Below are 22864 nucleotides of genomic sequence, written 5' to 3'. Positions count from 1 at the left end.
TTGAAAAGCAGCCAGGCGGCCAGCGAATTGAACCTGGGTCATTTGATACACAGCGCCGACAATTACCGCGGCAGCCTGCGCGGCGCCGGCGCCGAATTGCGCACCGATGCGTATGGCGCGGTGCGTGCCGGCGCCGGTTTATTAGTGTCGAGTTATGCGGTCACGCATGGCGCGGCCCGGCGCGATCCGGCCGGCGACAATGCACCCGGCATCGCCTTGCTGAAACAGGCGGTGGTGCTGGCAGAGACCTTCGGCAAGGCCGCCAAAACGCATCAGACGGTGGCCTGCAGCGAGAATGTGGCGCCGTTAAAAGCGTTGCTGGCAAGCGTATCCGGCATGCATGACATGGACGGCAGCGAAGTCCCGCACGTCAAGGAGCCGATCATCGCGCTGTCGGCCAAGGCGGGATTGGGTCTGGTGGCCGGGCAAAACATGCAGATGAGCAATGGCGAGACAGTGGCCCTGATGAGCGGCTTGGACAGCCAGTTCATCGGCGGCGGCCAATGGCGGGTGCACACCGGCCAGGCGATCGGTGTGCTGGGCGGCGCGGTGCAGGCCGGCGACAACAATGTGGGCCTGCAATTGATCGCGGCCAGGAACACGATTGAATTGCAGGCGCAAAGCGATGTGATGAACATCCAGGCGCGCGACGAAATCAATGTCATCAGCGCCAACGCCCACATCGACTGGGCGGCGGCGAAAAGCATCAGCCTGTCGACGACGGGCGGGGCGAATATCACGATTGCAGGCGGCAATATCACGGTGCAATGTCCGGGCAAGATCACCATCCACGCGGGCAAGAAAACCTTTACTGGCCCGGAAAAGCTGCAATATCCAATGCCGGCATTCGGTATTTGCGAAGATTGCATCCTGAAGGCGGCGCAGCAAGGTTCGCCATTTACTCCCCGTAACTGATATGAACCTTGCTGACTGGATACCGATCCGCGCTCGCCTTGCAAGCAGCCTCGACAATTATTTTACAAACCAGCATCAGGAAGGCGAGGGCATGCAGTGGTATGCGCTGGTGGATGCCGCGCAAGTTCCGGAACTCCACCGCCAGAAAAGTCGGGCGCTTGATTTCCCACATGCGAATCTGTTTAGTTTGAGTAAGGAACACGGCATTGCCAAATACGGCCCATTGCTGTTTCCGCTGGAAGCCGGTGCGCGCAGCAGGCATCCGCTGGTCGCGCTGCTGTTGCAGGGCATGCGCTATGGCTGGACGGTCAGTTGGCTGAGTTCCACCTTGCCGATGGACGCGTTGGCCAAGCATCTGGCGGGGCATTTGAACGGTATGCTGGACGATGACAAAGACGTGTTGCTGCGTTATTACGATGCGCGTTTGTTGCCGGCCTTTGTGCAGCATTTGCCCCCCGAGGCCAGCGCCGCCTTGCTGGCGCCTGTAGCGCAGTGGATTTACTGGGACCGCCAGTTGCGCCTGGCTTGCATCGAGGGCGGCCGTCAAGCCGATTCGCCCGGCGTACGCGATACCGCGATTTCCGCCGCAGTACAGGCCGCGATGGCCCATGCGGCGCTGGGCGATCTGATTTGCAGCACGATGTATGAAGAAGCCGACGCCAGCGAATTTGAGCAATGGCTCCCGCACGCTTTCTATAGCGCGGTACAAAGGAAAATCGACCAGGCGCGCCGTTTTGGCTTGAAGGAAGTCGCCGACCTGCAATTATTCGCATCGCTGGCTTTGCAAGTGCATCCCGATTTTCATCAGCTACTGAGCAGTTTTCAACATGAACAAGCCAATCTCGCCAGCGGCAAAATCAGCCTGGTCGATGTGGTGCACCAGGTCCCGGACCGGGAGTGGGAGCGTCTCGGTGCCAGCGGTGTTTCGGCGTTGCGCGATTGGCGCCTCTCGATCAACCAGCAGTTGGCCGCCGATCCGGCCGCTATTTTGTAATCCGTCAGGAAGCGTTTATGGTCACATCGAGTAATCCGGCATCCAAAGTTCGCGCCATGCTGCGTTCGGCGATTGAAGTCCAGAACAAGAAAGTCGATCCATCCTGCACGGAATGCACCGATATACCCGCCGTGCGCGCGGTGATACTGTACCCGAACCTGGGAACGCCGCTGATCGTGCCGCCGGGTGAAAAGAAACTGAATATCTTCATTGCCGCCGAAGCCAAATCGAAGGAGTTGTTCCTGGTGCGTAAAACCACGCCGAACGACTTTCCATCGCCTGCCTTTCTCGGCTATATGTATGTGGACAAGCATTTGCGGATCTATCCGATCAGCGAAAAAAAACCGAAAGAAGATACCAAGGAAGGCCGTTTGTGGAATGACGGCCGGGTATGCAGCAGCGCATTCGAGCATGTCAAGGTATGGTGTGTCGGCCGCATGCGGGGCGGTGTCATCAAGGATATCGATGGCAATATCGTTGCCAACATCCGCCAGGGCACGCTGGATCAATACAATGGCATCAGGCCGGCGCATCCTGATACGAAAGATCCCTTGTCGGAAAATCCGGGGCTGGCATGGATTTATCAAGTCCAGATCGACCTGGATAACATCCCGCATAAACCGGGACCAGGCGAACAGGCGACGCTGGCCTGGATGGTGTCGATGCCACAGGCATACAAGAAACAGAAAGCGCTGACTGGCTTGAGCGACTGGGAATACCAGGACAAGCTGATTTACGATTTCCTTGAAGCACAAAAGAAAAGTCCGCAACATGCCCATTTTCCGGATTTGTATGAGTTTGACCTCAGCAAAAACGCGATTCCGATCAAACTGCCGGCGCAGACTAAAACCATTTCGCACCGCTTGAAAGCGTGGCATCCGATTTCGATCGGCACCAGGAAAAAACTCAGCATCGGTCATCTGTCCGATGTCCATATCAATAGCCGGCATTACGCACTGGCGAAGTCGACCACGCAAGTCATCGAGGGCAACAGCGCGACGCTGGGCCCCAAGCTCGACATCAGTTTTGCGGCCCTGAAGAGTTTGTTCGACGAGATGAAAAAGGCGGGCGCGGACGTGCTGTTCATTACCGGCGACCTGCTCGACTTTAACCGCAATATCGATCCCAACCAGGTTGGCGCCAGCGTCGCCGACCAATGGACAAAGTTCAACGTCGCCAAGAACATTCGGGATGCCAGCCTGTATAAGCGCGGCATCGACGACATGCTGATGTTTTCATTGCTGCGCTATAGCTACAAGGTGCTGAAGATGCCGGTGTTTGTTACTACGGGCAATCATGAGGCGTATGACGTGCCGTATGGTATTTCTCCACGTAAAAATACCAAGGTGGCGACCACTGGCGTGGCTGAAATGATGAATATCCTCAAAGGGCCGCACGGCGACCGCCAGCCCGATACCAAAGTCGAGCTCAATTCCAGCATGTGGGATCTGGTGAAAGCAGGTGTTGGCGCGCTCTATAAAAATAGCGACATTAATTCGTATACCCATGGCAAAGCCAATGAGGGTGTGCCGGCCGATCATAACTTGACAGTCTACGAAGCTTGTTTGATGTATGGTCCAAGCTATGCCCAGGCATTGACCAGCCAGAATTTCACCACCGCCAACTACGATTGGTTCTTTACGCTGTTTACCCCGCTGGCCGACTATGTCATTGATTATAAACAGCAAGTCTTGATAGGGCTGGATTGGGGCAGCGCCGAAAATTATATCAACTTGCAAAGCTTTACCGATGGCAAGGATGATCAAGGCATCGGAATTTTGCCGAGGGCGGTCGAATCGATCAGCGCGGGGCAAAAATCCTTGCTGGAAAGCGCTTTCAGAATAAAACAGAATCCAGGCGGTAGCAAGCTGCTATTCAGTCACTTTACCTTTATTAATTTCAATATGGGTGTGCCTCTACGCAAGAATAATAAAATCAATGTTGTGAAACATAAAGTTGCACAATTCAATGACTACAATGTGGGAACTTGTGAAAAAGAACAGAAATGGCTATTTGAAAAATGTGTCAATATTAATATCAATTATCATTTTTCTGGGCATTCACACCGTTCCGCCGTGTATAAAGTCAGCAGGAAGGGAAAAGAAGAAAAACGTTACATAGTGCCCATGCGCGGACCTGCGGCCGAAGTTGTTTCGGACTTTCGCTCCGTCAGCGGCTTCGATCCCTTGATCGAACCGAACCATCCGGATAATGCAGCAGGTATCAATAATATCACGCGGCTGATTGTCTCTTCCTGCGGCGGACCGATCGGCGTACAAAATTATGATAACGAATTATATGCATTCAATATGCAAGTTCCTTCTGGGACCCTGTTGAATGAAGATGCCACACCGCCTATCAAAGTGGTGAAGGCGGATGTCAGCAAGGCGGCATTCACCAAGCCGAGGTTATGCGTGGCATTAGATTACTTATGGGTGATTTGGGAAATGTCGGATCAAAAACAGGGCGAGGAACCGATACAGTTTCACAATCCCAGGCAAATTCAGGCGAAACCACCCAGCGGCAGCTTGCCAGATAGTTTCGCAGTCAGACTAGGGGCCAAGATCAATGCCCTGGATTGTATCGCTGAGATTAATTTCTGGGTTTATATTGATACTGGTTCTATCGGGTGGAATAAAATCAGTATGAAACTGGATAAGAAGATGCCTGATATATGGGCAGGAAGAAATTATCAGTACGCGTTGATCTTTGATGGCAATGGTAAAGCCCGACTGGATGAGATGTTAAGTAAGATTAGCAGAAAAGATAAACCGATGATGTTTTGCGAGGTGGGATTGAAGGCCGCGCATGGAGTTGCTGTGAAACATTATAACTGGGAGGATAAGTGGATTTTCCCAGTGAGTATCGTCAAGTCAGCAGCTTCACATTGGATGATAGCTCGACGGCGCGGTCAATCAGGAGAGATACCGGATTGGAAAATGTTAAATAAGATGTATCCAGGTAAGTACCCTAAAGATTCAGATGTTACATCTAATAAATAATATGACGAACAAATCAATTCGTAGGAAAATTATAACTGGCGCGAGTGTTGGCTTGGTTGCCGCAGTCGGAGCTAAATTTTTACTGCAGAATGGAAGACTGATCATGTCAAAAAATATTGAAGAAATGAAGGAGGAATACTCCATGCTTCAAAATGTTAAACTGCGACGGGAAAAAATAGGCAGTGAAGCATTGATCATTAAAAATGCAAATTTTAAAAATGGAATGAGCGGGATTGTTTGTGAGAATACGAAATTTATAGGATGTTATTTTTATCCGGATGTCTCAATTGAAATTATATCGATGAATGATGTGACTTTTGATGGTTGCCAATTCATGAGCTGTAATTTTGGCGGAGGAGTTTGGAATAACGTCACTTTTAACAAATCAGATGGCCGTGCAAAATTTTTCTTGTTGGGTGGCATGGGCAGCAAAAATGTTGTATTCAATGAATGTGATTTCATGGGAGTCCCCGAAAATGAAAAAATCATTCATGAAAATTATTTTGGCATGGTAGGTACGCATGGTCATGCTGCATTTTTTAATTGCAATTTAAAATATGTGGGATTGGAAGGTGATGATGGATTGTCTATCAAAAGCAGTAGACTGGAGAAGGTATATAGCAATATTCAGTCGGGAAAATGTGATCTGTTGTTGGATGACGTTGTTTCAAAAGACTATTTTGATTTAACTTCCAGTAAGTTCAATAAGGTGGAGATGAGAAAAACTACTTTTGAAGATTTGCGGATGGTTAACGTAGAGACGAATGCCTTGATGATGGGTGAGTGCACGGCGAAAATGATCGGACATGGATTGAAATCTGTAGATGCCACTATTCGTGATTGCACGTTCCACGATGAAGGTGATCCAGGTAATCCTGTGGAACGAAGATATTCAGGATTTTCTACCTATTATGGAAAAATTGACCATCTTTCGATTGATAACGTACGTTTTGGCGGAAGTAATGGAAGTTTATTTATCGGAGGATCGATCAATATTTATCACGATCCAAAATCATTAAAGCCATCGAAGCCGATTTTTTATGCGGAATATGGAAAGATATCGATTAAGAAGACATCCTTGAAAAGGGCGTCTTTGGCTTATGTTCACGCAGAAGAAGTCAATATCAGCGAATGCGACATCTCCGATGCAAATTTTGATCATAGTAAATTTGATATTTTGACGTTAAGGCAAGTTGCGTTGGCAGGTAAAATTGATTTTACCAATACTATCGTGAAGCGAGTAACGCAAGAAAACGTAAGACGTGATTCCAAGTTGAGTTTAATAAAAACTGGCGCCATTATCGATATTTAATGGAAGATCAATTGTTTTCAAAAAAATCAACACGACGTGATATTTTAAGACACACAGGTGCGATAGTGTCGCTGATGGCAATGGGTGCAATTTTATTAAAAAATTCAAGAGGGCTAACTTCAAAAAACATTGAAGACGTGCAAGAAGAATTTTCGATGCTAACAGATATTAAGTTTCGTCGAAAAAAGCTTGGTGATGCACCATTGATTATCGAAAATGCTGATTTTAAAAATACAGTGGAAAATTTGGAGTGTGAAAACACGAGGTTTATTGGTTGTTATTTTTATCCTGGAGTATTCATCAGAGTTAAGTCGCTGAAGGATGTTTTATTTGAAAAATGTCAATTTATGAATGCTAATATAGGTCAAGGAATTTGGGATAATGTAACTTTCAGAAAGACTGATGGACGAGGGAAGTTTGTAATCTTGGGTGGCGAGGGGAGTAAAAAAACATTTTTTGATGAATGTGATTTTATGGGTTTGCCACCAAATAAAAATATTATTCATGAAAATTATTTTGGTGCTGCTGGAAGCGCTGGGGATACGGTTTTTAATAATTGTAATTTGAAATATATGCGTTTGTACGGTGAGGCCGGATTGAGCATTACTAACAGTAAACTTCAAAAAATTTCCGCTCCTGTGCAAGATGGTGGCGGTATTTTGTTGGTGGAGAAAGTGAAATGTAAAGAGTATTTGAATTTTAAAAATAGCAGATTTAGCAGCATTAGAATTGATGATTCTGAAATTGACGATCTGCAGATGATTAATGTTGAAGGCGATGACTTTGTTATGAGCAGGTCCAGTGCAAGACTTCTAGGGCATGGTTTGGTGTTACGCGATGCCAAGATCAGTGATTGCATGTTTCATGATAATGGAGATCCATCCAGCGTAGGAGAGAGAGAGTTTTCTGGATTTTCCACGCTGTATGGAAAAATAGATAATCTGGAAATTAATAATGTTGGTTTCCAAGGAAGTAATGGAAGTTTATTTGCCGGTGGCGCGGTCAATGTATATTATGATCCAAGAAAATTGAAAAAATCACAACCAATTGATTACGCAACATATGGAAGAATATTCATTAAAAAGACTTCACTGAAGGGCGCATCTTTTGCCTATGTCCACGCTAAAGAAGTCACTATCAGCGACTGCGACATCGTCGATGCGAATTTTGACCATAGTACATTCGATGTGCTGACCTTGAGACAGGTCACGCTGGCCGGTAAAATCGACTTTACCGACACCATCGTCAAACAGCTGAAGCAGGACGGCGTGCGGCGCCGTGGTGATTTGACGTTGATCAAGACTGGCGCTACGGTGGATATTTGAGGGGAGGACTGAAACCTGTGGAGCAAGCTAGGGTTGAAGCAGTCTCAAAAAAGGGCGCCATCGGCGCCCTGCTTGTTATAGCCTGCCGGTCAGCAGCAGGATGATCAGTATCACGACGATCAAGCCGGTCAGGCCGCTCGGGCCGTAACCCCAGCCGCGGCTGTGGGGCCAGGTCGGCAAGACGCCGACCAGTGCGAGGATCAGGATAATTAACAGTATGGTGCCCATGTGATGCTCCCTGGTGAGTTGATCGCGGCCCGCTTGTCTAAGAGCGCCTGACAAAACATCCATGGCAGCGTTGCATTGCCTTGTCGACCATGTGTACTGCCTACGGCAATGCGCCTTGCCCTGAACGTTTTGTTAGACGCTCTAAAGCGTAGCCAAGATGCTTAATAACGATAGACGCGGCCGTCGATGACACGCACCCGGTTGCCCGGACGCAGGTCCACCACGCTGTCCTGGATCACGGTGCGGTATTCGCCATTGTCGAGACGCACGCTGATCTGGTAGGCGGTGCTGGATTGGGCGCGGTTTTTCTCGACTTCATTACCTACTACGGCGCCGCCGACCGCACCCGCCACCGTGGCCGCCGTGCGTCCGCCGCCGGAACCGACCTGGTTGCCCAGCAAGGCGCCGACCACGCCGCCCGCCACCGCGCCGAGGCCGCTGCCGCTGGCATTGCCCTGGGTCATTTGAATACTGTCGATGGTGCCGTACGTGGCCGATTCCGGCTGCGACGCCGAATAACCGGGTGCTTGCTGGGTGCTGGCGCAACCGGTCAGCAGTACCGCGCCGGTCATCATCAATGCTGCCAAGGTGTTATTGGTTTTCATTTTGTCCTCCTGACATAGTGTGTCGTCATCTTATGAAGCGCGGCGCCATGGGTCTGTACGCTGCCGCACGTATTGATTTGATATTAAAAATGTTTCTTAGTGTTAACTGACTAGTCGCAATCCACCCGGGGCGAGCGCCTGTTTACGCACGATTTGTTGTCGAGGCACGCGTAGTTTCAAAATAAATATTGCTATGTACGATAGCGTACAGATCAAGGGTTCCTTTCCACGTAAAACGTAAGTCATGGGTGCGGCGATGTGATGAACCAGGCAGTACAAGAAGATGGGAGAGCCGGATGAACAAACCTTACGCGGCATTATTGGCGGGGCTGCTGGTAGCGGGAAGTTGCGCCGCGACATCGGCGGCGGCCAGCAGCGAAGCCAGGATGCTCTATAACAGCAGTATCAAACAGGCGGCAGCGAGCTTCAAGTTGGCGCGTGCCAAGTGCGACACGCTCGCCGGCAATCCGAAAGATGTCTGCATCGCGGAAGCCAAGGCGGCCCGGGTGTACACGGAAGCGTATGCCAAGGCGCAATACAAAAATACCTTGAAGGCGTATACCAAGGCGCGGGTGCAAATCGCCGACGCCAATTACGACGTCGACCTGTTGCGTTGCGCGGCGCTGACCGGCAATGACAAGGATGTGTGCGTGAAGTTGGCGAAGTCCACCAAGATCGCCGCGCTGGCCGACGCCAAGGCGGATAAGAAAGTTATCGAAGCGCGTGCCGATGCACGCGGCGAAAAAAGAATTGCCGAGTACAAGGTCGCAGCAGAGAAATGCGATGCATTAGCCGGCGCAGCCAAAGACCAGTGTGTTTCGGCTGCAAAAAGCCAGTACGGCGAGTAAGGCCGTACCGGTAAAACAAGCTCATCCCAAGGACTGCTTTTCGCACACTTGGCTGGGTAAAATTTGATAGACCATTTCTAAGGAAAAACCATGAAAATCGCACAAAAAATCGCTACCGGCCTGTTCGTTGCTTCCCTGTTCGCTGTTGCTGGGTGCGCTTCGACCGCGACCAAGGAAGGTACCGGCGAATATGTCGACGATACTGTGCTGACCACCAAGGTCAAAGCCAGCATCTTCAATGAACCTACCTTGAAATCGACCGAAATCAATGTCGAAACCTTCAAAGGCACCGTACAATTGAGCGGTTTCGTCGCCCAGCCAGCCGATATCACCAAGGCCGGCGAGATTGCGCGCGGCGTCAAAGGCGTGAAATCGGTTAAAAACGATATCCGCGTGAAGTAATGCCCTACCTGGCCGGAGCACGCCGCCATGCGGTCCGCTCCGGCTTGCCTTGAAGGCGTGCCAACACATGAGTACCGAGCCAGTCGACGTTCCGCCAGTGACTCCCGCAACCCCCGCAGCTTCCGATGCTGCGCCGTTTGATCTTCCTTCCTCTGCGCCGGCAGACTTGCACGATCCTTCACTGCGCCTGCCGCTGCATGTCAATGCACGCGGCTTTGCGCTGGGCATCATCGCCACCGTCAGCTTTGTCTATGCCTTGCAATGGGCGCAAAAATTCCTGATACCGCTGCTGTTTGGCATCTTCATCGCCTATACCCTCAATCCGCTGGTGGCATGGCTGGAGCGGCGCCATTTGCCGCGCGCGCTGGCCGCGACGCTGGTCACGGCGTTGATCATGTCGGGCTCGGTCGCCGTGGTCAGCCGGGTGCAGGGCGAATTTGAATCCATCGTCGAAGAATTGCCGGCCGCCACGCATAAATTGTCGCGCCTGATCAGCGAAAACATGAATACCCGCTCTGGCACGCTGCAAAAGATGCAGGCGGTGGCCAATGAAATCGAACAGGCGGCAGCTGGCGCCGAAGCGCGCCGCGCCGGCAAAAAGGCGACGGGTCCGGACCAGCCAAACAATTTCAAGGTGATGGATTGGGTCTGGGCCGGTTCGGTCGGGCTGATGGGGTTCCTGAGCCAGGCCACGATGGTGATCTTCCTGGTGTTTTTCCTGTTATTGTCCGGCGATACTTTCAAGCGCAAGCTGGTCAAGCTGACCGGGCCTTCGCTGAGCCGCAAGAAAATCACCGTGCACATCCTGGAAGATATCAATACCTCGATCCAGAACTATATGTTCATGCTGCTGGTGACCAATGGCTTGCTGGCGCTGCTGATGTGGATCGCACTACGCCTGATCGGCCTGGAAAACGCCGGCGCCTGGGCCATCGTCGCCGGCTTGCTGCACATCATGCCGTATTTCGGCCCCTTGTTGATCACGCTGGCGACCGGCATGGTGGCCTTCCTGCAATTCGAATCGCTGCAAATGGTGTTGCTGGTGACCGGCACCTCGATGGCCATCGCCACCCTGGTCGGCACCTTTGTCACTACCTGGATGACGGGCCGCATCGCCCGCATGAACCCGGCGGCGGTATTCGTCAGCCTGCTGTTCTGGGGCTGGCTGTGGGGCGTCTGGGGCTTGCTGCTGGGCGTGCCGGTGATCGTCATCGTCAAGGTGGTGGCTGAACGCGTGCAGGGCATGGAAGTGGTGGCGGAGTTGCTGGGCGAGTAAGCGCCCCCGATTTTCTTAAACCGTTAGCGCTGCACTGCGTGCGTATGTTTCAAGGCCAGCTGGATATCGCCGTCTTGATCCTTGGGCAAATGCCGCAGGCTGCCGATTTTCAGGGCGTACTGGCGGGCGAATTCGGCGCCGAGGAAGAAGATCTGGGCTGAATAATAGACCCACAGCAGCAAGGCGATCATCGAGCCGGCGGCGCCGAAACTGCTGGCCACGCCGCTATTGCCGATATAGATGCCGATCGCATATTTTCCCAGCGAAAACATGGCGGCCGTGCCCAGCGCGCCGATGACCACGTCGCGCCACGATAGTTTGACGCGCGGCAGCATTTTATAGATGACGCCGAACAGTACCGCAATCACGCCGAAACCGATCAGGCCGGACAGCACGGCAAACAAATAGGCCGAATCCCTCCAGATACCGCCCCAGTAATTTTCCAGGATCGCCAGCGCGGCGCTGACCACCAGCGAAATCATCAGCAGGAACGCCAGCACCAGCACCAGCCCGAACGACAGCAAACGGGTGCGCAGCACATCCCACACGCCGGCTTCTTTTAAGGGCGGTACTTGCCAAATTTCATCCAGGCTGGCTTTCAGTTCGGCAAACACGCTGGTCGCGCCAAACAGCAGCAAGCCGGTCGCGATCAGCGTCGCCAGGCGGCCTTCCTCATGGTTGCGCGCGCCGGCCAGCACCAGTTGGATGGCTTCCGCACCTTGCGAGCCGAGCAGGTCGCGCAATTGGGTAAACAGTTCCCCGCGTGCCGCTTCCGTGCCGTAAAAGAAACCGGCGATGGCAATTACCAGCACTAAAATCGGCGCGATCGAAAACATGGTGTAGAAGGCCAGCGCCGCGCCCTTGCTGGAGCCGCGGTGTTCCAGCCACTCGGTGACGGAACAGACGATTACGGTGCGCATGTCCTTGATGAAGGGCAGCCAGCCTTGCTGTCGTGCAGCGGGATGGGTATCGGGCGTAGTCATTTCATGATCCTCGACGAAAAAAAGGGGCGCAACGCCCCTTTTTGTTTTACTCCGTGGCGAACCACGGTAGTTAGAGCCTATCCCAGTAGATGAATACGTCCCCTGCTGGCGCCCCTCAGCAGCGGGGACTGCGTTGCCTGGTCCGCGCTGCTGATGCGCTGCCAGCAGAAGACGCTCACTACTGGGATAGGCTCTTATTGCACGCGGCGTTCGATGGTGATTTGTTCCACTTCAACCCGGCGGTTCGGTTCCAGGCACTTGATCAAATCAGCCTTTTTCTTGTCGCTGCACACCACTACCGGGTTGCTCGAACCCTTGCCGACCGCCGTCAAGCGATCCGCTGCGACACCTTTGCCTACCAGGTAAGTCTTGACCGATGCGGCGCGCTGTTCGGACAGTTTCTGGTTGTACTTGGCGGCGCCGATACGGTCCGCATAACCGGTGATGACAACGTTGTTGATGTCGCGGTTATTGTTGAGCACGTTGGCAATGTCATCGAGCTTGGTTTGCGGTGCGTTCAGCTTGGCGCTGTCGAAAGCGAACAGTTCGGTAGCCGACATGGTCACTTTCTCGAAGCGAGCCGGTGGCGGCGGTGGCGGCGGCGGCGCCACTGGTGCCGGCGGCGGTGCGACGTAAGGCGCCGGCGGCGGTGGCGCAGGGCGCACCGGTGCCGGCGGTTTGTCGAACGCGTAGTTCAAGCCCACGGTGAAGTAGTAATTGTTCGATTTGCTCGACGGGAAAGTATCGCCGCGCAAGAAGCCGTGCACATTGCGTATGTCGGTCTGCAACGACCATTGGTCGTTGATGGTCGATTGGAAACCCAGACCGAGGCTGGCGTATGGCGAAGTCTTGGAGCGGTCGCCAAGCACCAGGTTGGTATCCTTGTCGCGCTGCGCGCCGATACCGACCAGGATGTATGGACGGAAGGCTTTACGCGAAAACAGGTACAAGCCATCGACGCCCAGCGTATTTTGCTGGTAGCGCTGATCGTTATCCTTGGAGCGGGCGTAGGTGGTGCCGATCTGGATGTCCCACGATTCGGATACCGGTTTACCGAGACGCAAACCTGCGCCATAACCGGTTTTATCCGACGAGAAATCTGAATCTGGTTTCAAGGCATTGATGCTGGGCTGGATATACCAGGAAGGATTAATTTCCTGTGCTTGCACGGCAAGCGCGGAGCAGAGAGTTGCGGCGGCAACAGCAATTTTTTTTAAATTATTCACAAGTAACTCCCGACGTTGATAAAAGTTTTTTCTGGCACATCACCTACACTGAAACACATTCACTATCCCTTACCAGCAAACGCTCAAGGCAAGGCTGCGATATTCAATAAAGTGCTGTATCGCAGTCTTTTTGCACTGCTGTTGGACTGAAGAATACAAATTCAGGTTCAACTCGTCAGTGCGCTAGCGTACAGAGAATTGCGCTGCGTCAAAGTTGTTGTGGTTTTGCGACAAAGACCACTATTTAAAAAAATAGACCATGCTTTTATGAGAATGCAATTGAACAATAATATTCGCATTTCGCACGGTATATTAACAATATTATTAATCAAAATGACCATTTTTAACTTGTTGTTGTTGTAATTAAGCACGTAAAAAGTCGTGCTCTTACTAGTGTATTGATAGTTTCTAGATAGAAATTAAAGGAGCTTGTGGTGGCCCAATTTTTGCCGGAAGTATTCAAAGCGCTGAGCGGCGTCTGTTGTATCCTGGCCGTGTTGCCGCCATTGCCGGCGGCGGCAAACACCAGCGTGGCCTGGTTTTCGCCGTCGGGGACCGTCAAGAATGTGCGCCAGGTACGGGTCCGTTTCAGCGGGCAAATGGTACCGTTCGGCGAACTGCGTCCGGCCGACCCGTTTACCATAGATTGTCCGGAGGTGGGTAGCGGGCGTTGGGCTGACGGTAATAATTGGGCCTACGACTTCGAGCGCGATGTGCCGGCCGGCGTGGCGTGCCGGTTTACGCTGGAAACCGGGCTGACGGATGTGGCCGGCCAATGGCAGCTACAGCTGGCGCCCGGAACCGGGCCAGCATCAACTGGCGCTGTGGGACGCCGCGGGCACCGTCGTTGCGACGAGCGGCTTCCAGGTACGCGGCAACCCCATCAAAAAAACCGGGGACAGGCTAGCACAATGAGGCAATAGATTGCTGCATGCGTGGCCTGTCCCCGCTTGGGGTGCGCTGCTTATCGCTTATTGCGTGGCGGAACCGAAATTGGCGACCCGCAGTTCGACGATGGACCACCAGTTAGAGGCCGTGCCGGTTTGCACCAGCTTGATGTAACGGGCGTTCTGGCGCGGCAGCACGATCAGCGCGTTCTGGTTGGCGTCGGCGCCGCTGGCGACCGCCGCGCCCCAGTTGACGCCGTCGTTGGAGACAAACACTTGGTAGCCCTTCATCTGGTCGCCGGCGCTGCCGGCGTTGACGAACAGCGTATCGAAGCTTTTCTGTTGCTTCATGTCGATCTGCACCCACTGGCCCGGCTGCTGCGACTGGGCCGTGCTCCAGCGCGTGGTCAGCTTGCCGTCCAGCATATTGGCGGCCGGTTCGCCGTTCGGCGCCGAGGTGCTGGCGCTCCAGCCATCGCGGCTCAGGTACGGGTCCAGCGGCGGCGTCACCACCGGCGGCGTGGTGACGGTCTTGGTCGGGTCGACCGCGATCGTCGCGCGGGCCGGCACCACGGCCGAACCGATGATGCCGCCGCCGGCATTGCTGAACTGTACCGTGCGCGCCGTGTCGCCCGGATTCCACACTTGCGCCGTGTAGCCGGACGCGTTGCGGTAGACCGTCGCCGCCGGCCAGTTGACGCTCCAGATATCGTTGCTGCGCTGGCCCAGCGTGGCCATGCTGTTGATGAACCAGTACGAGTTGAACACCTCGTTTTGCTGCATCACGCTGGCGTCGAACTTGCGCAATACGGCCGGCGCGTCGCTGAGCGACTGGAATGGCCAGATGATGTGCTGCCATACCTGTTCGGTGCCGCCATTGTCGGCCACCATGCTGTTGTACAGGTCGTTGGCGCGCGATACATCGCGGCCGTAGTAGGTCAGCCATTCGGCGGTCGGCACCCAGTGGATGCCGTAGATGAATGGCGGGCGCCCCTCGAAGTAGGTGCCGTAGCGGTAGGACGAGCCGTACACCTGGCCGACGCCGCCATGCTGGTAGGCCGGGGTCCAGTTGTCGCGGTCGTAATTGAACCAGTATTGCTCGGTGGCCTTTTCCTCGGTGGTGAAACCGTAGATGCCGGTATCGCGGTAGGCCGTATTATTGGTGGCCAGGCCCCACAGGTATTGGCCGACCCAGCTGAACAGCGCCTCGCCGGCCGCTTCCTGGTTGTTGCCGCTGGTGTTGTCGCCGAAACCGCCGGCCCACGAATGGCCTTCGTACGGGTTGAAGTTGCGCAGTTGCGGGAACAGCGGATCGGTGCGCGACGGATTGGCGTAATCGCGTATCAGCATTTCCACCATCGGCCCGTAGTCGCTCACGAACTGGCTGTCGTAGGTGGCCAGCACCGCGGCGGCAAACGTGAAATAGCCGTAGGTGAAATGGTGGTCGGTCAAGCCGGTGTTCAAGCCGAAGCCGGTGTTGTAGGCCACCAGCGACCCCCACGACGGCACGTAGTGGAAATAAGTGCCGTGCTTGCGCTCGGTCGGCGAATAGGTCAGCCAGTCGGACAGGATGGTTTTCAGTTGCGACAGATAGCGCTGGCGCCGGCTGGCGTCGCCGATCTGGTCGGCGATCAGCGTCGCCATCGCCAGCGGATGCAGCGCCTTGCCTTGCCAGTACGGGTCGTCATTCATCAAGCCGCCGGCCAGGCTCTGGTCCAGCTGGTCGAGGTAGCCGGACAGCCGGGCGCGCGAATATTCCGGATTCTTCGGTTCGACGAATTGCGGGATCACGCCATAAAAACGGTCGGTGGTGGTGAAGCTGTTCCCTTCATGCAGCTTGATCTGGCCGCGCACGCTGGCGTATTCGCGGCCGTTCAGGGCGGCGCCGGACAGTTTCCACTGGTGCGGCATCAGGCCCATCAGCGTCTCGCCGGAAAAGCCGTTGCGCTTGACGTCGGTGCTGGTGTTGAAGTTGGTGGTCACCAGCGACGTGGCCGGGTCGTAATGGTAATCGACCTTGGTGTCGCTGACGAAGGCGTAGGCGCGCTGGTAGTAGCCCGGCAAGTCGCCCGGCGCGGTCAGCGTCGCCAGCGACATGAAGTTCTGGCCATTGGCGAGCGTGACCTTGATGGTCGAGCCGATGCGCAGGAAGGTCGAGCCGGCCGGCGCGAACACGCCATACCAGCGGGTCGCCGTTTGCGGCTGCGGCGCCTTGTTGGTGGTTTCCAGTTCGATGCCGATATGGTCGCCCTGGTACGATTCGAAATCGTTGGCCAGGATGGTGTTGCCGGCGTCGTCGAACAGGCGCTTGATATTGTAGGACGTCAGTTGCACCTTGTCCGGATTGACGAAGGTGTTGTAGACGAACGGCGAACCCTGCACCAGCGTGCTGGTCATCTTGGCGCTGTCGTCGTCGCTCATGATGACGTTGACGGAATAGTCGCCGTAACCCGACACCTTGGTCTTCAGATTGGCCGGCACCAGGTTGCTTGGCCGGATATACAGGTCGGGCTCGCTGTCGGTGTCGATCGCGCCGCCGTCCGCCGCCACGTAGCCGGCGTCGATGGTGGTCAGCGCCAGGCCGGACTTGGTGTACTTGCTGCGCAGCGGCAGCGTGACCAGGCTGTTGCCGTTGCCCAGGTTGGCGATCAGCAGCGATTGCCACCAGTCGTTGGACGGGATCGGTCCGCTGATATTGGCGGTCTTGAACAGCGGCGGCGGCGGCTCCGGCTGCGACAGGTCGCCGATTTCATAACTGCCTTTGCCGACTTGCACCACTTGCGGCGTGGTGACGGCTGGCAGCGGGTAAGCCGGTTTCGGATCGCCGTCGCGGTAAGGATAGACCTTGAAGCCGAACAGCGAATAGCCGAACGGCGTGCCGCGCGCGATGCCTTGCATGCGCACATACCGGCCGCTGGCGTACAGCGCGACCTTGTCGTTGCCGCCGGCGCCGGCCAATTGGCGGTATACCGTGGTCCAGTTACTGCCATTGTCGGAGACCTGGATGTCGTAGGCGCGGCCGTAGGCGTTTTGCCAGTTCAGCTCGACGGCGCCGATCACCTTGCTGCTGCCGAGGTCGACCTGGATCCATTCATTGTCGCTGTATCGGGACGACCAGCGCGACGTCGCATCGTCGTCGGTGATATTGCTGGCCAGATAATCCTTGGGTGTCAGCTCGGCCGGGTGGCCCGGCTGCTGGGCTTCATCGGACGAGGCGGTGACCGGCGTATGCAGCGCGATATCCGGCGCCGGCGCGGTGGCCGGACCGCCGCTGGCGCCGGTGCCGTAGACACTGAATTCATAGATCGAATAACCGTAGGCGGTGTTGCGCTTGGTGCCCAGCAGGCGGACAAAACGCCCGGCGGTGCCGGCCGGCAGCGCGATATCGTTCAGCGTGCTGTTGTTATTGGTGGTGCTCCACACCGGGTTCCAGTGGATTTCATCATCCGATACTTCGATCTGGTACTGGCTGGCGAATGCGCCTTCCCAATTGACGACCACCCGCGTAATCGATGCATGCGCGCCAAGGTCGACATACACCCACTGCGGATCCTTGCCGTGCGCGCTTTCCCAGCGCGAGCCGAGCGAACCGTCGACCGCCAGGTCCGGCGTATTGGCGCCGCTGACGGACGAGCCATAGACAGGTTTGTTGACCGACATCAGGTACGGGGTGGTTTGCGCGTAGGCGCTGACGATGCCGGCCAGTTGCAGCGCCAGGCCGACCGCGGCGATGCGCTTGAGCGCCGGGCGCAAGGCCGATAAGCGGCTGGCGTGATACAGCCTGTGTACTTTGCGCGAGGGAAGTGCCGAATGCATAAATAAGCTCCTGAAGTGGTGGTGGTGAAACAGCATGCAGTTGGGTCGCGGCGCGGGTTGTCATGCCTGCCCGGAAACCGTCTGCTCGACAGTTTTAATTGCCATAAGGAAATATTGCATTATAAGTATAAAGAAAATATAAAATTTCTCAATAGAAATACTTATAAATGTAAACTATTGCTTAAAATATAGTAATTGATGCAGGATCTGGTCAGGCTGTGCGCCGGTCCTGCTGTGGATAGTGCTGAAGCGGCGGCTGGAGAGGCGATCGAAAAAACGCTGCCGCAAGGCGGCATGGCAAGCCGGTTCAGATGGGTGATGCGGCTTGCCACAAAAAATGGAAGCGATTCCAGTCGAAATATAGCAGGTGAAATATTTCCTGTATACAACTTTTATCGCTGCGGCGGATAACGGTGTTCTAAAACCTTTTGCAACCTTTATCACCCTGCGCGGCAAGGAAGCAGGAAACAGTCCGGCGTAGCGCTTATCCCGGCAGAAGACGTATTCATCTACTGGGACAGGCTCTTAGCGGAACTGCTCGGTCGAGATATCGAAGCGCTTCAATTTGTCGTACAAGGTTTTTTTCGGGATGTTCAGGCTGGCTGCGGCGTCGATCACATTGCCGTTATGGCGCCGCAACGCGTCTTCGATGATCGACATTTCGACGGCGTCGACTTGCTCGGCCAGCGACGCTTCGCGCCGGCCGGACGGGGTCAGGCTGTCGTCCAGCAATCCCAGTACGAAGCGGTCGGCGACATTGTGCAATTCGCGCACATTGCCGGACCAGCGCTGCGCCATCAGCGAGGCCAATAATTCGCCGCTGACCAGCGCCGCCGGCTGGCCGTAGCGCACGGCCGCCTGCAGCACGAAAAATTCGAACAGCAGCGGGATGTCTTCGCGCCGGTTGCGCAGCGCCGGCAAGCTCAGGCTGGCGACGTTGAGGCGGTAATACAGGTCGGCGCGGAACTTGCCCTGTTCGGCCAGCAGATTCAAGTCGTCCTTGGCGGCGGCGATGACGCGGAAATTGACCGAAATCAGCTTGTTCGAGCCGAGCCGCTCGACCTGGCGCTCCTGCAGCACGCGCAGCAATTTGACTTGCAGCGCCAGCGGCATGCTTTCGATTTCATCGAGGAACAGCGTGCCGCCGTTGGCGTATTCGATCTTGCCGATGCGCTGGCGCTGGGCGCCGGTGAACGCGCCTTCCTCATGGCCGAACAATTCCGATTCGAAGATCGATTCGGGCAGCGCGCCGCAATTGATGGCGACAAACGGATGGTCGCGCCGCTCGCTGAAATCGTGCAGGCAGCGCGCGACCAATTCCTTGCCGGTGCCGGTTTCGCCGAGGATGATCAGGTCGGCCGATTTGGGCGCCAGGTTCAGCACCAGCTGGCGCACCTTGGCCATCGCCGCGCTGCGGCCGACGATGCGCGCGTCGATGCCGGCGCGGTTTTCCAGCTGGCGCCGCAAGTTCATGTTTTCCAGCACCAGGTGACGCTTGTCCAGCGCGCGCCGGCATACTTCGACCAGCAAGTCGGCGGTGAACGGCTTTTCGATGAAGTCGTAGGCGCCGCGGCGCATCGCGCCGACCGCCATCGATACGTCGCCATGTCCGGTGACCAGGATCACCGGCAAGTTCGGCGCTTGTGCGACGGTCAGGTCGAGCAGCTTCAAGCCGTCGATGCCGGGCAGCTTGATGTCGCTCAGCAAAATCCCGGGAAATTCCGGCGTCAGGTGCGCCAGCGCCTGTTCGGCGCTGGCGCAGGCGATCACGCTCAGGCCGGCCAGTTCCAGCGATTGGGTGGCGCCCTTGCGGACCACCGCGTCGTCTTCGACGAACAGCACGTGCATGCCCTCGAAATTATTCTCATGCATGCTCGGTTCCTGTTCCTGTTTCTATTGCGGTGATCGGTTCGCCATCCGGCTGGTGGCAAGTGAGAGTGATGGTAAATTGCGCGCCGCCGCCTTCGGCCGCGCCGCGGTTGCGCACCGTCAGCGTGCTGCCGGCCGCGCGCAGGATGCCGGCGCTGATCGACAAGCCCAGTCCGAGGCCATGTTCCTTGGTGGTGTAGAACGGGTCGAAGATTTTATCGAGCTGCGCCACCGGGATGCCCGGTCCATTGTCGGTGACATGGATCAGCGCCAGGCCGCCTTCGCGGTGCAGCTCGATATCGATCCGCACGTCTTGCGGCGGCGGCACGGCTTCCATCGCGTTGCCGATCAAATTGCCGAATACCTGTTCCAGGCCGATCGCGTTGCACAGCACGATCAAATCCTGTTCCGGCCAGCGTTCGTTCAACAGCAGCCGCTGCGAACCCGGGCGGGTGCGCATTTGCAGCATGGTCTGGGCGAACGCCTGGCGCACGCTGACCGGCTTGCGCGCATCGTCGCTGCGCCGCGCAAACCCTTTCAGCTGCGACGTGATGTAGCCGAGGCGCTGCACCAGGTCGGAAATGGTCGACAAATTTTCCAGCGCATCGTCGGTGCGCCCGCGCGCCAGCAACACCTTGGCATTGTCGGAAAAGGTTTGCAGCGCCGCCAGCGGCTGGTTCAATTCGTGGGTCACGCCGGCCGCCATCTGGCCGATCGCCGCCAGCTTGCCGCTTTGCACCAGCTCGGCCTGGGCATAACGCAAGGTATCTTCGGCGCGCTGGCGCTCGCTCACTTCCGCTTGCAGGCGGGCATTGGCGTCGAGCAGGTCGGACGTGCGCTGGGCCACCTTGATTTCCAATTCCTCATACGCGCTGGACAACGCTTGCTGGGCGTTCAGGCGCTCGTCGATGCGGCGCCGCCGTTGCCGCGCATACATCGTGGCCAGCATCAGCAAGGCCCAGCCCAGCGCGGCCGCGGTGGCCGCGTTGCGGGCCGCCGCGCGCACCTGGTTCAATTCGGCCAGCACCGTGATATGCCATTTGAGCGGCCCCAGCTCCTGGTCCAGCGCGAGAAATTCGCCGCTGCCCTGGTCCAGCGACAGCAGCGTCGCGCCATCGCTGAATTGCTGCAGCAACTGGTGCGGCATGATCGGCAGTGGTTCTTGCAGGAATTGGCGCTGTGCGGCAATGTTTTGCTTGGCGACATCAGACAACGGCGCCAGCGTCTTGAATTTCAGCGACGGGATCGACGACAGGATGATCACGCCGTTCGCATCCTTGAGCCAGATATGCTCGGTGATACCGGGCATGCGCCAGGTTTCCTCGATCCAGTCCAGGCTGACCTTGGCGACGGCGACGCCGATGATGGCGCCGTTGCGGCGCACCGGCTGGGCAATAAAATAGCCGGCTTCGAAGGTCGACGCGCCGATGCCGTAGAAGCGGCCGATGCCGCCCGCCGCCGCCTGCGTGAAATACGGCCGGAAACCGTAATACTGGCCGACGTAGGAACTGGACTCTTGCCAGTTGCTCGATGCCAGCGTCACGCCCTGCATGTCCAGCAGATACACGGCAAAGGCGCCGGCGCGCCGGTTGATGCCTTCCAGGTAAGCGTTCAAATGCGGCACCAGCGCCGGGTCTTTTTTTTCCAGCAGCCTGGCGACTTCATCGCTTTGCGCGATGGCCAGCGGCAGGAATTCATATTTGCCCAGTGCGCCGCCGATGGTGGCGGCGTACAGTTCGGCGCGCGACGCCAGCGCGCGATGCAAATCGTCGAGCTGGCGCTGCTTCACAGACCAGTACGACAACAGCGTGACGGCGAGCAGCGAGCCGGCGGCCAGCAGCACGCCGGCCGGCCGCCTGACGCCCCAGCCGCGCCATCCCCGCAATGCCATTTCCATGCCGCTTTAAATGACGCCTTGCGCCAGCAGGCGGTCGATGCCGGCATCGTCCAGCTGCAAGCGTTCGCGCAAGATGTCGCGCGTGTGCTGGCCCAGCAGCGGCGGCGCCCGCTCGGCGCTGCGCGGCGATCCGGACATGCGGATCGGGCAGGCCACGGTCGGCACGTCGTCGGCCAGCGCGTGCGGCACATGGTGCACCAGCTGACGGGCGCGTACCTGCGGCTCTTCAAATACTTGATCGATGGTATTGATCGGGCCGCAAGGCACGGCGACCGCTTCCAGTTGATCCAGCCATAAGCGGGTGCTGCGGGTCAGCAATACCGGTTCCAGCAAGGCCACCAGCTCGGCCCGGTGCGCGACGCGCGCATTGTTGCTGGCAAAGCGGACATCGTCGGCCCATTCCGCATGGCCGGCCACGCTGCTGAAACTGGCGAACTGGCGGTCATTGCCGACCGCCAGGATCACATGGCCGTCGCTGGTGGCGAACGCCTGGTAAGGCACGATATTCGGATGGGCGTTGCCGAGCCGGCCGGGCACCACGCCGCCGACCAGGTAATTCGAGGCCTGGTTGGCCAGCATCGCCACTTGCACGTCGAGCAGGGCCATGTCGATATGCTGGCCGAGACCGGTTTTTTCGCGCTGCGTCACGGCGGCCAGGATGCCGACGGTGGCGTACATGCCGGTCAGCACATCGGTCACCGCGACGCCGACCTTGACCGGGCCGCCGCCGGGAAGCGTATCGGGCGTGCCGGTGATGCTCATCAAGCCGCCCATGCCCTGGATCATGAAATCGTAGCCGGCGCGCTGGGCGTCGGGACCATCCTGGCCGAAACCGGTGATCGAGCAATAAATCAGGCGCGGGTTGACGGCATGCAGCGATTCATAATCGAGGCCGTATTTCTTCAGGGCGCCGACCTTGTAATTTTCCAGCAAGATATCGGACTGCTTGACCAGTTCGCGGATGATCTCTTGTCCGGCGGGCTGGGAAATATCGACCGTCACCGATTGCTTGCCGCGGTTGGCGGCCATGAAATAGGCCGATTCGCGGGTGGCCTCGCCGTGGCGGTCCTTCAGGTATGGCGGCCCCCAGGTACGGGTATCGTCGCCGACGCCGGGACGTTCGATCTTGATGACATCGGCGCCCAGGTCGGCCAGGACCTGGCCCGACCACGGACCGGCCAGCACGCGCGACAGATCGAGGACTTTAAGGTGAGAAAGAGCTGCAGACATGGGAGTGACTCCGTGAGATAACAGGAAACAGACAACCGGGGTGTGAGAA

19 protein-coding genes are annotated in these 22864 nt (G+C 56.4%); 10 read left to right on the top strand and 9 right to left on the bottom strand.

What is annotated here, in order from left to right:
* On the top strand, positions 1-915 hold the full coding sequence (locus tag GJA_RS17310) for a type VI secretion system Vgr family protein (RefSeq protein WP_051781029.1): 915 nt from the start codon (positions 1-3) through the stop codon (positions 913-915).
* Here the strand turns inward: GJA_RS17310 and GJA_RS27865 are convergent.
* Positions 899-1087 carry a hypothetical protein gene (locus tag GJA_RS27865; RefSeq protein ID WP_061301660.1) on the bottom strand — a complete coding sequence of 63 codons (189 nt, stop codon included), beginning with the start codon at positions 1085-1087 and terminating at the stop codon, positions 899-901. The genes GJA_RS17310 and GJA_RS27865 overlap by 17 nt on opposite strands.
* Here GJA_RS27865 and GJA_RS17300 point away from each other — a divergent pair.
* From GJA_RS17300 to GJA_RS27475, 4 genes are read left to right on the top strand one after another with little or no spacing between them, the layout of a single operon-like run.
* Entirely contained in the window at positions 1007-1909 is a 903-nt protein-coding gene (locus tag GJA_RS17300; protein WP_167541131.1) for a DUF4123 domain-containing protein, read from the top strand. The genes GJA_RS27865 and GJA_RS17300 overlap by 81 nt on opposite strands.
* Positions 1910-1926: 17 nt before the next feature.
* Entirely contained in the window at positions 1927-4911 is a 2985-nt protein-coding gene (locus tag GJA_RS17295) for a metallophosphoesterase (protein ID WP_038494587.1), read from the top strand.
* Between the two features lies 1 nt (position 4912).
* Positions 4913-6223: a hypothetical protein gene (locus tag GJA_RS27480; protein WP_144241581.1), complete on the top strand. Its 1311-nt coding sequence runs from the start codon at positions 4913-4915 to the stop codon at positions 6221-6223.
* Positions 6223-7548, top strand: a complete 1326-nt coding sequence (locus GJA_RS27475; RefSeq protein WP_144241580.1) for a hypothetical protein — start codon at positions 6223-6225, stop codon at positions 7546-7548. The genes GJA_RS27480 and GJA_RS27475 overlap by 1 nt, the downstream gene beginning before the upstream one ends.
* Before the next feature lie 75 nt (positions 7549-7623).
* Here GJA_RS27475 and GJA_RS26850 read toward each other — a convergent pair whose 3' ends face one another.
* Entirely contained in the window at positions 7624-7776 is a 153-nt protein-coding gene (locus GJA_RS26850; RefSeq protein WP_038494579.1) for a DUF3309 family protein, read from the bottom strand.
* 161 nt (positions 7777-7937) lie between these two features.
* On the bottom strand, positions 7938-8381 hold the full coding sequence (locus GJA_RS17275; RefSeq protein ID WP_038494577.1) for an outer membrane lipoprotein: 444 nt from the start codon (positions 8379-8381) through the stop codon (positions 7938-7940).
* A gap of 296 nt (positions 8382-8677) precedes the next feature.
* Between GJA_RS17275 and GJA_RS17270 the strand changes: the two genes are divergently transcribed.
* The 3 genes from GJA_RS17270 to GJA_RS17260 all read left to right on the top strand — a co-directional run bounded on the left by GJA_RS17270 (position 8678) and on the right by GJA_RS17260 (position 10907).
* Positions 8678-9229 (top strand): hypothetical protein, encoded by a 552-nt coding sequence (locus tag GJA_RS17270; protein WP_038494574.1) that lies wholly within the window; start codon positions 8678-8680, stop codon positions 9227-9229.
* A gap of 90 nt (positions 9230-9319) precedes the next feature.
* The gene (locus GJA_RS17265; protein WP_038494571.1) at positions 9320-9631 is read left to right on the top strand and encodes a BON domain-containing protein; all 312 of its coding nucleotides are present in this window, start codon (positions 9320-9322) and stop codon (positions 9629-9631) included.
* Positions 9632-9812: 181 nt separating this feature from the next.
* Entirely contained in the window at positions 9813-10907 is a 1095-nt protein-coding gene (locus GJA_RS17260; protein ID WP_038500234.1) for an AI-2E family transporter, read from the top strand.
* Positions 10908-10930: 23 nt separating this feature from the next.
* Here the strand turns inward: GJA_RS17260 and GJA_RS17255 are convergent, their stop codons facing one another.
* Both GJA_RS17255 and GJA_RS17250 read right to left on the bottom strand, forming a co-directional pair.
* Entirely contained in the window at positions 10931-11827 is an 897-nt protein-coding gene (locus tag GJA_RS17255; RefSeq protein ID WP_242404674.1) for a YihY/virulence factor BrkB family protein, read from the bottom strand.
* 257 nt (positions 11828-12084) lie between these two features.
* Positions 12085-13116, bottom strand: a complete 1032-nt coding sequence (locus tag GJA_RS17250) for an OmpA family protein (protein WP_038494568.1) — start codon at positions 13114-13116, stop codon at positions 12085-12087.
* Positions 13117-13550: 434 nt separating this feature from the next.
* On the opposite strand from GJA_RS17250, the gene GJA_RS27470 reads away from it, so the two are divergent.
* The gene (locus GJA_RS27470) at positions 13551-14039 is read left to right on the top strand and encodes a hypothetical protein (RefSeq protein ID WP_144241579.1); all 489 of its coding nucleotides are present in this window, start codon (positions 13551-13553) and stop codon (positions 14037-14039) included.
* A gap of 48 nt (positions 14040-14087) precedes the next feature.
* Here the strand turns inward: GJA_RS27470 and GJA_RS17245 are convergent, their stop codons facing one another.
* Positions 14088-17819 (bottom strand): discoidin domain-containing protein, encoded by a 3732-nt coding sequence (locus tag GJA_RS17245; protein WP_051781025.1) that lies wholly within the window; start codon positions 17817-17819, stop codon positions 14088-14090.
* 195 nt (positions 17820-18014) lie between these two features.
* Between GJA_RS17245 and GJA_RS27465 the strand changes: the two genes are divergently transcribed.
* A complete protein-coding gene (locus GJA_RS27465; RefSeq protein WP_144241578.1) occupies positions 18015-18230 on the top strand; it encodes a hypothetical protein in 216 nt (71 codons plus the stop codon).
* Between the two features lie 114 nt (positions 18231-18344).
* Here the strand turns inward: GJA_RS27465 and GJA_RS17240 are convergent, their stop codons facing one another.
* From GJA_RS17240 to GJA_RS17230, 3 genes are read right to left on the bottom strand one after another with little or no spacing between them, the layout of a single operon-like run.
* The gene (locus GJA_RS17240; protein ID WP_038494565.1) at positions 18345-19691 is read right to left on the bottom strand and encodes a sigma-54-dependent transcriptional regulator; all 1347 of its coding nucleotides are present in this window, start codon (positions 19689-19691) and stop codon (positions 18345-18347) included.
* The gene (locus GJA_RS17235; protein ID WP_051781456.1) at positions 19684-21579 is read right to left on the bottom strand and encodes a sensor histidine kinase; all 1896 of its coding nucleotides are present in this window, start codon (positions 21577-21579) and stop codon (positions 19684-19686) included. Before GJA_RS17235 ends, GJA_RS17240 begins: the two co-directional genes overlap by 8 nt.
* A gap of 12 nt (positions 21580-21591) precedes the next feature.
* Positions 21592-22815 (bottom strand): CaiB/BaiF CoA transferase family protein, encoded by a 1224-nt coding sequence (locus GJA_RS17230; protein WP_038494562.1) that lies wholly within the window; start codon positions 22813-22815, stop codon positions 21592-21594.
* Positions 22816-22864 lie beyond the last annotated feature (49 nt).

This window comes from Janthinobacterium agaricidamnosum NBRC 102515 = DSM 9628 (assembly GCF_000723165.1).
Taxonomy (GTDB): domain Bacteria; phylum Pseudomonadota; class Gammaproteobacteria; order Burkholderiales; family Burkholderiaceae_D; genus Janthinobacterium; species Janthinobacterium agaricidamnosum.
This window is presented reverse-complemented; position numbering and strand designations above follow the sequence as displayed.

Coding starts and splice junctions, on each gene's coding strand:
- GJA_RS17300 (WP_167541131.1), top strand. CDS start 1,007: ATGCAGTGGTATGCGCTGGTGGATGCCGCGCAAGTTCCGGAACTCCAC.
- GJA_RS27865 (WP_061301660.1), bottom strand. CDS start 1,087: ATGTGGGAAATCAAGCGCCCGACTTTTCTGGCGGTGGAGTTCCGGAAC.
- GJA_RS17295 (WP_038494587.1), top strand. CDS start 1,927: ATGGTCACATCGAGTAATCCGGCATCCAAAGTTCGCGCCATGCTGCGT.
- GJA_RS27480 (WP_144241581.1), top strand. CDS start 4,913: ATGACGAACAAATCAATTCGTAGGAAAATTATAACTGGCGCGAGTGTT.
- GJA_RS27475 (WP_144241580.1), top strand. CDS start 6,223: ATGGAAGATCAATTGTTTTCAAAAAAATCAACACGACGTGATATTTTA.
- GJA_RS26850 (WP_038494579.1), bottom strand. CDS start 7,776: ATGGGCACCATACTGTTAATTATCCTGATCCTCGCACTGGTCGGCGTC.
- GJA_RS17275 (WP_038494577.1), bottom strand. CDS start 8,381: ATGAAAACCAATAACACCTTGGCAGCATTGATGATGACCGGCGCGGTA.
- GJA_RS17270 (WP_038494574.1), top strand. CDS start 8,678: ATGAACAAACCTTACGCGGCATTATTGGCGGGGCTGCTGGTAGCGGGA.
- GJA_RS17265 (WP_038494571.1), top strand. CDS start 9,320: ATGAAAATCGCACAAAAAATCGCTACCGGCCTGTTCGTTGCTTCCCTG.
- GJA_RS17255 (WP_242404674.1), bottom strand. CDS start 11,827: ATGCGCACCGTAATCGTCTGTTCCGTCACCGAGTGGCTGGAACACCGC.
- GJA_RS17245 (WP_051781025.1), bottom strand. CDS start 17,819: ATGCATTCGGCACTTCCCTCGCGCAAAGTACACAGGCTGTATCACGCC.
- GJA_RS17240 (WP_038494565.1), bottom strand. CDS start 19,691: ATGCATGAGAATAATTTCGAGGGCATGCACGTGCTGTTCGTCGAAGAC.
- GJA_RS17235 (WP_051781456.1), bottom strand. CDS start 21,579: ATGGCATTGCGGGGATGGCGCGGCTGGGGCGTCAGGCGGCCGGCCGGC.
- GJA_RS17230 (WP_038494562.1), bottom strand. CDS start 22,815: ATGTCTGCAGCTCTTTCTCACCTTAAAGTCCTCGATCTGTCGCGCGTG.